We start from the raw sequence: 10362 nt of genomic DNA, 5'->3' as shown, positions 1-10362 counted from the left end.
CCATGAGCTTCCTCGCCGAACTGCGCCGGCGCAACGTGTTCCGCATGGCCGGTCTCTACCTGGTCGGTGCCTGGCTGATCATCCAGGTGGCTGAAACGCTCCTGCCGGCTTTCGACGTGCCCGACTGGTTCATGCGCGCGATCATCATCCTGTTGGCACTGGGCTTCGTGCCTGCCCTGCTGTTTTCCTGGGTCTTCGAGCTGACGCCCGATGGGCTGAAGCGCGACGGGGCGGTGGATCCGGCGCACCCGATCGCGCCGCGGTCGGCCCGGCGCATGGACCAGCTGACCCTGGCGGGCGTCCTGCTGGTGCTGGGCGCGATCGGCGCCGATCGACTATGGCCGGATCCGGCCTCGCCGCCGGCGCATGATTCGATCGCAGACCGGACCGTGGACTCCAGCGTTGAAGTGAACCGATCGCGCGACGCCGGTGCGGCGGAAAGCGAGCCGGTGAGCAACGGGTCTGCGTCACCCTCGGTGGCGGTGCTGCCCTTCGTCAATCTCAGCAGCGACCCCGAGCAGGAGTACTTCTCCGACGGCATGACGGAGGAGATCCTCAATGTGCTCGCCAAGGTGCGCGGCCTCAAGGTGGCCGCACGCACCTCGGTGTTCGAGTTCAAGAACCGCGGCGGGGACGTGCGCGAGATCGGTGGAAAGCTGGGCGTGAGCCATGTCATCGAGGGCAGCGTGCGGCGTGACGGTGACCAGATCCGGGTCACCGCGCAGCTGATCCGGGTCGCCGACGGCTTCCATGTCTGGTCCGAGAGCTACGACCGCAAGCTCGAAGGCATCTTCGCCCTGCAGGATGACCTGGCGCAGCGGGTCGGGGAGGCCCTGCAGGCTTCCTTCGGCCTGAATGCGTCGAGCGCGCCGCGGGTCTCGATCAAGCCTGAGGCCTATGACGCCTACCTCAAGGGGCGTTCGCTGCTGCGCAATCGCACGGACATTCCGACGGCCATCGCCCACTTCGAGCGGGCCGTGTCGCTGGAGCCGGCCTTTGGCGCCGCCTGGGCGGCGCTCTCGCTCGGCTATGACGTCGCCTACTGGTACGTCGAAGGGTTGAGCGGGGAGCAGCTGGAGGCGCTGATCGAGAAGCAGGGCCAGGCCGCCGAGCAGGCCGCAGCGATCGACCCGGGTTCGGCCACGGTCCAGCACGCCCTGGGTAACGTGGCAAGGAAGCGGTTTCACTACGTGGATGCCGAGCGGCACTACCTGCAGGCCATGCGTATCGATCCCAGCTATCCCGACGTCCGCGAGGACTACTCCGAGCTGCTCTTCGGCGTGGGGCGCACGCGTGAGTCCCGGCTGGCCGCGCGGCAGCTGGTGCAGCTGGATCCCTACTTCGGAATCGGTTGGGTCAGGGTCCTCGACAACGCCATCCATGCCGATGCGCGCGAAGAGGTCGAGGAAGCCGTAGAGCGACTGCGCGAACTGTCGCCGGACGGGACCGCGGGGAAAGTTGGACGTTTGGACTACGCCGTCACCTGGGGGCGCACCGACGAGGCGCGCCTCGAACTGGCCGAGGGTCTCAGGCGTTGGCCCGAGGTATTCAGCTTCGCCGAGACCCTGCTTCCCTGGGCTCTGGAGGGACAGTCGCTGGACGAAGCCACCTATCAGGCGGCCCTGACGCCGACCAGAACCGGACATGCCATCTACTTCGTCGTAGCGCGCGGGAACGCTGATCTCTACGACGCCGAAATCGACCGCAGCGGCGCGACGATGCAGGGCTACTATTTCGCCTACCTAAACGACAACGTGCGTCAAGGTCATGCCCTGCTGCGCACGCCGCAGGTCAAGGCCAACCTCGTGCGCTACGGCTTTGTCGACTATTGGCGCGAGAAGGGCTGGCCCGAGGCCTGCCGGCCGCTGGGGCGCGAAGACTTCGAGTGCGGCAGGGACTCAGGGGAGGCGCGCTGACATGAGCTTCCTCGCCGAACTCCGCCGCCGCAACGTCATCCGCGTTGCCGGTCTGTATGTGGTCACCGCCTGGCTGCTGATCCAGATCGCCGAAACCCTGCTGCCGATCTTCGGCACGCCGGACTGGGTGCTGCGGGCCCTGGTGGTACTGCTGGCGCTGGGCTTTATTCCGGCACTGATCGTCAGCTGGGTGTTCGAACTCACCCCGGAGGGCCTGAAGCGCGACAGCGAGGTCAATCCGGCCATCGAGAGCAGCGCCGCGACCGCGCGCAAGCTGGATGTAGTGGTGATCGTCCTGCTGCTGCTGGCGATGGGGCTGTTTCTGGGCGAGCGCTTTCTCTTCGGGCACGGTGTCGAAGCGGTCACGCAGGCGCGGACGGATCCGGGGGAGCCGTCCCAGGGCGGGCCGGTCGCGATCGCGGTGCTGCCGTTCGGCAACATGAGCACCGATGCCGAGAACGAGTTCTTTGCCGATGGCATTGCCGAGGAAATCCTCAACCTGCTCGCCGGCGTGCAGGATCTTGAGGTCGCGTCGCGCACCTCGGCGTTCGCCTTCAAGGGCAAGGACGCCTCGGTGCCGGAGATCGCCGCGAGCCTCAACGTGCGCTACGTGCTCGAAGGCAGCGTGCGAAAGGCCGGGCAGCAGGTGCGGATCACCGCCCAGCTGATCGACGCCCATTCCGATCGCCACCTGTGGTCGGAGACCTTCGACCGCAGGCTGGACGACATCTTCGCCGTGCAGGACGAGATCGCCGCGGCCATCGGCAACGCGTTGCAGGTGAAGCTGCTGGGCGCGGGGGGCGAGGCCGTCACGGCAGAGGCCATCCAGCCGGAGATCTACGAGGACTTTCTCGAGGCACGCATCCTGATGCGTCGACGCTCGGAAGCCTCGCTGCAGCGGGCCGAAGCCCTGCTGGAAGAGGTGGTCAAGGCCGAGCCGCAGTTCGCCCGTGGACTCGCCCTGCTGGCCGAGAACCTGATGCTCGGACGGCCGACGGACACCTATGACCCGGACGAGGTCGAGCCGCGCTACCAGCGCGCCGAGGCGCTGGCCCTGCGCGCCCTGACGCTCAATCCGCGTCTTGCGTCCGCGGAGATGATCCTTGGCCAGGTCGCGGTGTGGATGAAGGGTGACGCCGCGGCGGCCCATGCGCATTATCGGCGCGCCATGGCGCTCGAGCCCGATGAGCCGCGTCCGCACCACTGGCTGGGCATCGAGCTCAGCAAGGCCGGGTACCTGGATCAGGGCATGGAGGCGATCGACACCGCGATCCGGCTGGAGCCGGAGAACGCGAACACCTTCGGCTGGCGTTCGACCATCTGGATCGCCATGGACAATGTCGATCGCGCCGTCGCCGATGCCCAGGAGCAGGTCCGCCGCGGCAATACCTATGGCTACCTGCAGGTCGGCATCTACCACCTGTTCGCGGGTGAAATCGATGCAGCGAAGCGTCTGGTCGAGAAGGACGTTGACCATTCCCAGCGCAATGCCGCCTTCCTCGACGATGCGCTCGCTGCGAGAGCGGACCCGGCACTTCGCAGCACGCTCCTGCAGCGCTGGGAGCTGGGCACCGAGCGCACGCCCTGGATGAGTCTAGCGCTGCTGGCACTGGACCAGACCGATGTCTACCTCGATGCGCTGGTGGAATCCGGCGCACGCGTGCGCTGGCGTGGCGACGGCCACGCTATGGTGTGGAATCCGCGCTATCGCGCCATGCGCGCCGACCCGCGCTTCATCGAGATCATGGCCCAGCGCGGGCGCACCGAGCTGTGGCGGCAGCTGGGTCCGCCGCCTGACTGCAGGGCGAAAGGTGAATCGTTCGAGTGCGGGCTTGGGCCATGAGTGAGGTTTACCCGAAAGATCACGACGCCACGTCCCGCGCGGACGTCGCGCTGGGCGCGCTTCACCCCGACGATGGGCTGGCAGGCCTTCGTCAGCGAGGTTGTCTCGGCGTCGGTCAAGGCGGCTTCGCCATGAGCCATGACCGGCAGGGAGAACGCGCATGATCCTCAGGCGCCTTGCCCAGAATCTTCGCGAGCAGAACTGGACGGCCATCACCATCGAGTTCGTGCTGCTGGTGGTGGGCGTGTTCCTGGGCATCCAGGTCGCCAACTGGAATGAGGCGCGGGTTGATCGCGATCGGGAGAAGGCCTTTCTCGGCCAGCTGCGTGGCGAGATTGCCGAGAACGCAAGGTCGATCCGGCATCAGCTGGACTACCAGCAGCAAGTCGTCGACAGCGGCCGTCGCGTGCTGGCGTTCCTGGCCTCCGATGGCCGCTGCAGCGAAGGTTGCGCGGGGCTGATCATCGACGTCTTCCATGCGTCGCAGATCTGGGGAACCCCCTTCGTACGGGTACGCTATGAGGAGAATCAGCGACTGGGCTTCCCGACCGATCCCGCCACCCGCGCGGCCATCGACGCTTTCTACGCCTTTATCGACGGTTGGGACGTCGTCACCGCCTCGCCGCCCGCGTATCGCGAGCGTGTGCGCGGGCACCTGACTCCGGACGCCTCCGATGCGCTGTGGCGCGAGTGCTGGCGCTCCACGGGCGCTGGTTTCGAGATTTTGGTTCGCGACTGCGAGAAGAAAATCCAATCCCTGGACGTGCAGGCGATGCTGGCCGCGATGCATGCCGATCCCGAGCTGGTGAAGGGCCTGAACTTCTGGCTCGGACAGAACCTGTTTTCGCTCAGCGCCATGCCGGAGGCGCTGCAGCACGCCGAAGCCGCGTTCTCGGCCATCGACGCAGACCTGGAGCGGCCCTGATGATCCTGCGCCGCATTGCCGATGCGCTGCGCCGGCAGGACTGGTCGACGGTCTTCCTCGAGATCGTGATCGTGGTGCTGGGCGTATTCCTTGGCCTGCAGGCGAACAACTGGAACGAGGCACAGAGCGACCGGCGCCTGGAGCGGCAGTACCTCGAGCGGCTCTACCAGGATGCCGTGCTGTCCATCGAGGACAACCTGGCCGGCAGGGCCTGGGACGATGAGCGCGCCAGAACGCAACGTGTGGTGCTGGACGCCCTGGCCCGCGGCGAACTCACCGACGCAGCGCGTGCCGACTTCGATGCCGGACTGATCTACTTCGGCTACCACAACACCCTCACCATGCGTTGGGCCACGGTCGAGGAGTTGCGCTCGACCGGCAAGATGGGGGTGATCAGCGATGTCGCGCTGCGCGACCTGCTGGCCCAGGCCGAGGCCAGCTTCCACTACCGCGCCGCGCAGACGCTGACGCTGACCGAGCGCATCCGCCGCTATCGCGAGTCGGTGGATCGTCGCTTTGCGCCGATCGACTACGACCACAAGCTCAACGGTCCGGTGACCCTGGCCTACGATTTCAACCAGCTGGCCACCGATCGGGAGTTCTACAACACGCTGGCCCAGATCGAGTTCTTCGCCAGCCTTGCGCGACGCAACATGGGCCAGCACTTGGCCCGTCTCGAAGCGCTGCGCGATGCGCTGGGCAAGGCGCTCGGCGAGGAGATCCCGTAGACGTCGGCAAACCCATCACCCCGACCCGGCGCAGCGCCGGAAACCAGAACCCACCGGGTCCCGGCGCCCTGAATTGCCGGGACCCGCACCTACACGGAGAGTCCCGATGTCGAACATGCAAGACAAGGTTGCCCTGGTCACCGGCGCCAGCAGCGGCATCGGCCGCGCCACCGCCGAACTGTTCGCCACGAACGGCGCCAAGGTCGTGGTCGCAGCGCGGCGCGGGGACGAACTGGACGCGCTGGTCGCCGCGATCGAAGCGGCGGGTGGCCAGGCCAGCGCAGTCCAGACCGACGTATCCAAGAGCGAAGACGTGCAGGCCATGGTCCAGCACGCGGTCGGCACTTTTGGCCGGATCGACTACGCGGTGAACAACGCCGGCATCGAGGGCGTGTTCTCGGCGATCACCGAGCTGCCGGACGAGGAATGGGACCGCGTGCTGGGGATCAACCTGCGCGGCGTGTTCCTGTGCATGAAGCACCAGGCGCGGGCCATGCTGGCCGCTGGCCAGGGCGGCGCCATCGTGAATGTCGGCTCGGTGAACTCCTTCCTCGGCTTTCCGACCGGCTCGGCCTATTGCACCTCGAAGCACGGCTTGATCGGGCTGACCACCAGCGTGTCGGCGGAACTGGCGGTACAAGGCATCCGCGTCAACCTGGTCTGCCCGGGCATCGTCGACACGCCGATGCACCACCGCGCTCGCAACCTGCTGGGTGACGAGATCTATGACCAGGGCGTCCTGCCCAGCGTGCATCTGCGCCGCGCCGGCAGGCCCGAGGAGATCGCCCAGGCCATCGTTTTCCTGTGCTCGGACGCTGCCAGCTATATCACCGGCACCACCCTGACGCCGGACGGTGGCCTGACCCTGACCGTTTGACGGCCGTCAGTATCGAATCTGGCCGTGGACAAGCCGCGGCCGGAACCCCAAAGCAACTGCCAGGAGCATGACCGTGCACATCAACCTACGAACCGCGTCGCTGCACGCAGGGCTTCTGGTTTTCCTGTGCGCCTGCGCTCCAGGCGAGGACAACACTTCCAGCCAGGCAAGCCCGGAGCCCTCTTCGCCTGCGGGGCAGGGCGCAGCGGCTACGGATGACTCGCAGAGTGCATCGGGCACGGCCCCGGCCTACCAGCAGGTGGGTCTGTTTCCCGCCGACCGCTCACTGGTGCGGCCCGAGGACGGAGTGATGCTGGGCGATGGCACCCTGCTGATCGCCGATCAGGTCCACGGTCTGGTGGCGCTGGCGGCGGACGGCAGCAAGCGTCCCTTCGGCAACTTCGCCGCGGCCGGGTACGTGCACGCCCCTCCCGAGCGCAGCGCAGGCCCGAATGGCGTGGCGCTCGAGCCCGATGGCATCCACGTGCTGGTGGCGGACGTGCTGACCGGGGCGATCTACCGGGTCAACAGCCAGGACGAGCGCGTCGAGCGTGTCCACCAGCACGCCTTCGGCGCCAACTCGGCGCGTCGAGACCGCAGTGGTGCGCTCTGGTTCACCCAGTCGACCGAGAACAGCGGGCCGGATTCCGAGAAGCGCATGTTCGCCGCGGTCGATACCCGGCCTGCCGACGGCGCGCTGTTCCGCATCGCGCCCTCTGCTTCCGGAGCGCCTGCCCCGGAAGCGCAGCGCAAGCTGTCCGGACTCGATTTCGCCAATGGCATCGCGATCGACGAGGCCCGGGGACGGATCTACGTGGCCGAGACCATGGCCGATCGCATCCTCAGCTATCGGCTGTCGCAGGCCACCGGCGAGCTGTCCGACCGCCGGGTCATCGAAGGCGTGCCGACGCCGGACAACATCGAGCTGGATGCCGCCGGCCGGCTCTGGGTGGCCTCGCCCATCTACAACGCGCTGATCGTGGTCGATCCCGAGACCGGCGAATGGTCGACCGCCTTCCGTCCGCAAACGCCCGAGCACGATCACGTCATTGCCGAATGGCAGCGGCGCGGCGACGCCGGCGAGCCGCGTCTGGAATTGTTCGGACCGGACATGTGGTCACCCCTGCCCGGCCTGATCACCGGCCTCATACTGACCGGCGAGGGCGGGCCGATCTACCTGAGCGGACTGGGCGATGCGTTGGTGAAGATCGAGGCCAGCGGTCACGATCCACGTGAGCTGCGCTGAGGCCGCCGTACGGATCCCCGTCATCTACTCGGGAAGCAGGCCGACCCCATGACACGGATCGCCGAACTGCGCCGCCGCAATATCGCTCGTTCGTCCGCCTCTATCCGGTCGGCACCTGGCACGATGTCCCGGCCAGGAGACCACGCCATGAGTCATGATCGGCAGGGAGGGCTCGCGTGATCCTCAGGCGCCTTGCCCAGCATCTCCGCGAACAGAACTGGACCGCGATCAGCATCGAGTTCGTGCTCCTGGTCGCCGGCGTATTCCTCGGCATCCAGGTGGCGAACTGGAATGAGTCCCGCAATGAGGCCGAACGGGCACGACAGAACCTCGAACGCATCGCCGTCGACCTGCGCAGTGACCGGGAGGCGCTGGAACGCCGCGTGGTGTTCTGGGGTGAGGTGGCCGAGCACGGGCGCGCCGCGATCCGCTACGCGGAAACCGGCGAGCTGCGTGAGGGTTCGGCATGGAAGACGCTGCTGTCCTTCTACCAGGCCAGCCAGCTGTTTCCGTACGTGCCGATGGACACCACCTATCAGGAGCTGGTCAGCGCCGGAGAGATCGGACTTTTTTCCAGCGCCGAGCTGCGCACGGCGCTGGCTGACTACTACGTTCGCGGCGCTGGACCGGCGGCCAATTTCCTCTTCCGCACCGAGCCCGAATATCGACGCCTGGTGCGCGGCCTGACTCCGGCCCCGGCCGCCTCATGGGTCTGGCGTGCCTGCCACCGCATGCCCGGGATCGATGAGCAGGAGCTGCTCGAGTGCGAATCGCCCATCCCCGAGGTGGACGCGCAGGCCGTGCTCGACGTCTATCTCGAGGATCCGCAGATGCTGCGGGAACTGCGCTTCTGGATCACCAATCTTGAAGTCATGACGGGGCTGATCATCAACCATCAGGGTTCTGCCGAGCGGCTTGCCGGGCAGATCAACGAGGCGCTGAACCCATGAACTTCCTCGCCGAGCTACGCCGACGCAACGTCATTCGCATGGCCGGCCTGTACCTGGTCGGCGCTTGGCTGGTGGTGCAGATCGCGGAAACGCTGCTGCCGATCTTCCACACCCCGGACTGGGTGCTGCAGGCCCTGGTGGTCCTGCTGGCGCTGGGCTTCCTGCCGGCCCTGGTCTTCGCCTGGGTCTACGAGCTGACCCCCGAGGGCCTGAAGCGCGATGCCGAGGTCGACCCGACCCGGTCGGTGGCCACGCAGACTGCCAAGCGGATGGACACGCTGACCCTCGTCGGTGTGGTGGTGCTGCTCGTGGTGATCGCGGCGGATCGCTACTGGCCCAGGGAGACGACTGCCCTTGTCGCCCCTGCGCAACCCCAGGCCGAGACAGTTCCGGAAGCGCCGACGGCGACCGACGCCGCGGGCGCCGCAGGAATGAAGCAGGATGCCGGGGCAGACGATGGCATCGAGTCCGGCTCGATCGCAGTCCTGCCCTTCGTCAACATGAGCGCGGATGCCGACAACGAATACTTCTCGGACGGCATCTCGGAGGAACTGCTCAATGTGCTGGTGAAGGTCGAAGGCCTCAGCGTGGCCTCGCGCACCTCGTCCTTCGCCTACAAGGGCCGCGAGTTGAGCGCGGCAAGAATCGGCGAGGAGCTGAAGGTGGCCCACGTGCTGGAAGGCAGCGTGCGCAAGGCGGGTAACCGCGTACGCATCACCGCCCAGCTGATCGATACCCGCAGCGACCGGCACCTGTGGTCGGACACCTTCGATCGCGAGCTCGACGATATCTTCGCGATCCAGGATGAGATCGCCAATGCCATCGTCACCGCGCTGCGGGACACGCTGGGCGGACGCGAACAGCGTGTCCAGGTGCGCGCCGACACCGACAACCTCGACGCCTACCAGTCGTACCTGAAAGCACGCGAGCTGTTCCTGGCCCGAGAGCGGCTTGACGAGTCGATCCGGCTGTTCGAGCGCTCGGTGGAGCTGGATCCCGAGTTTGCACGCGCCTGGGAGGGGCTGGCCGCCTCGGCGGCAGTCATCATCGACTGGAGCAGTACCTACCCCGGGCTTGATCACCAGGCACTGACAGATAAATCCGAGGCGGCCGCCGCCCGCGCCCTGGCCCTCGCTCCCAGCCTGTCCATGCCCTGGGCGGCGCGCTCCCTTCTGCTGACCAACGTGCTGCCGATTGAGCTGACCGAGGCGCTCAGGCTGATCGATCTCGCCATCTCCGCCGACCCGCGCAATGCCTCGGCGATCCTCTGGCGCGGCATCCTGTGGATCGATCTTGGCTTCTTCGACCGGGCGCTGGCCGACTTCGACCGCTGCCTGGCGATCGATCCGGCCTATGCGAACTGCCTGCGCTGGAAGGCCGTCGGCCTTCTGCTCTCCGGCGACGCGCCGACGGCGATCGAACTCTACGAGCAGGGCATCGCAGCGGGCTTTAATGCGAACCAGGGCCAGGGCTTCGTCGAACCGCTGCTGCGTCAGGGCAACACCTTCGCCGCGCGCCTGCTGATGCGCGAACTGCGCTGGCCGCTGGAAATCCAGCATGCCGTCGTGACGACAGTGCTTGATGGTCGGCCGCCGGACAACGTGCGTGAGTTGGTCACACGCCTGAGCCAGGACCCCGGTGTCCGCTACCAATGGGCACTGATCCTCAGGGACTACGCCCTGGCCAGCGAAGTAGATGGCCTGACCTCCACCGATATCGAACACTGGGACCCGGGCCTCGAAGGGCTGCGTGGATCGCCGGCCTTCAAGCATTTGATGCGCCGCCTCGGTGCTGTGGACTACTGGCGCACCCACGGTTTCCCGCCGCAGTGCCGTCCGCTGGGCGAGGACGACTTCAGCTGCGAGGAGGCGCCCTGA

The 10362-nt window shown here is 66.9% G+C and carries 8 protein-coding genes; all 8 read left to right on the top strand.

What is annotated here, in order from left to right; all coding sequences use genetic code 11:
• Positions 1 to 2 precede the first annotated feature (2 nt).
• The 8 genes from M0G41_RS03495 (at position 3) to M0G41_RS03460 (ending at position 10362) form a co-directional block, all read left to right on the top strand.
• Positions 3 to 1916, top strand: coding sequence for a tetratricopeptide repeat protein (locus tag M0G41_RS03495; RefSeq protein WP_248205066.1), 1914 nt, complete (start codon positions 3 to 5; stop codon positions 1914 to 1916).
• A 1-nt stretch (position 1917) separates the two neighbouring features.
• Complete coding sequence (locus M0G41_RS03490; RefSeq protein WP_248205065.1) at positions 1918 to 3759, top strand: tetratricopeptide repeat protein; 1842 nt, start codon at positions 1918 to 1920, stop codon at positions 3757 to 3759.
• Positions 3760 to 3919: 160 nt separating this feature from the next.
• Positions 3920 to 4684, top strand: a complete 765-nt coding sequence (locus M0G41_RS03485; protein WP_248205063.1) for a hypothetical protein — start codon at positions 3920 to 3922, stop codon at positions 4682 to 4684.
• Complete coding sequence (locus M0G41_RS03480; protein WP_248205060.1) at positions 4684 to 5412, top strand: hypothetical protein; 729 nt, start codon at positions 4684 to 4686, stop codon at positions 5410 to 5412. Before M0G41_RS03485 ends, M0G41_RS03480 begins: the two co-directional genes overlap by 1 nt.
• Positions 5413 to 5518: 106 nt before the next feature.
• Positions 5519 to 6289, top strand: a complete 771-nt coding sequence (locus M0G41_RS03475) for an SDR family NAD(P)-dependent oxidoreductase (RefSeq protein ID WP_248205058.1) — start codon at positions 5519 to 5521, stop codon at positions 6287 to 6289.
• Positions 6290 to 6362: 73 nt separating this feature from the next.
• Positions 6363 to 7535, top strand: a complete 1173-nt coding sequence (locus tag M0G41_RS03470; protein ID WP_248205057.1) for an SMP-30/gluconolactonase/LRE family protein — start codon at positions 6363 to 6365, stop codon at positions 7533 to 7535.
• Positions 7536 to 7711: 176 nt separating this feature from the next.
• Positions 7712 to 8485: a hypothetical protein gene (locus M0G41_RS03465; protein ID WP_248205055.1), complete on the top strand. Its 774-nt coding sequence runs from the start codon at positions 7712 to 7714 to the stop codon at positions 8483 to 8485.
• A complete protein-coding gene (locus M0G41_RS03460; protein WP_248205054.1) occupies positions 8482 to 10362 on the top strand; it encodes a tetratricopeptide repeat protein in 1881 nt (626 codons plus the stop codon). The genes M0G41_RS03465 and M0G41_RS03460 overlap by 4 nt, the downstream gene beginning before the upstream one ends.

It is taken from the genome of Pseudomarimonas salicorniae, assembly GCF_023156535.1.
In the GTDB taxonomy this organism is placed as follows: domain Bacteria; phylum Pseudomonadota; class Gammaproteobacteria; order Xanthomonadales; family Xanthomonadaceae; genus Pseudomarimonas; species Pseudomarimonas salicorniae.
The sequence above is the reverse complement of the archived record's forward strand: the minus strand, read 5'-3'. Positions and strand labels throughout refer to the sequence as shown.

Excerpts from the sequence above, each read along its gene's own strand:
- M0G41_RS03480 (WP_248205060.1), top strand. The coding sequence starts at position 4,684 with ATGATCCTGCGCCGCATTGCCGATGCGCTGCGCCGGCAGGACTGGTCG.
- M0G41_RS03460 (WP_248205054.1), top strand. The coding sequence starts at position 8,482 with ATGAACTTCCTCGCCGAGCTACGCCGACGCAACGTCATTCGCATGGCC.
- M0G41_RS03475 (WP_248205058.1), top strand. The coding sequence starts at position 5,519 with ATGTCGAACATGCAAGACAAGGTTGCCCTGGTCACCGGCGCCAGCAGC.
- M0G41_RS03490 (WP_248205065.1), top strand. The coding sequence starts at position 1,918 with ATGAGCTTCCTCGCCGAACTCCGCCGCCGCAACGTCATCCGCGTTGCC.
- M0G41_RS03485 (WP_248205063.1), top strand. The coding sequence starts at position 3,920 with ATGATCCTCAGGCGCCTTGCCCAGAATCTTCGCGAGCAGAACTGGACG.
- M0G41_RS03495 (WP_248205066.1), top strand. The coding sequence starts at position 3 with ATGAGCTTCCTCGCCGAACTGCGCCGGCGCAACGTGTTCCGCATGGCC.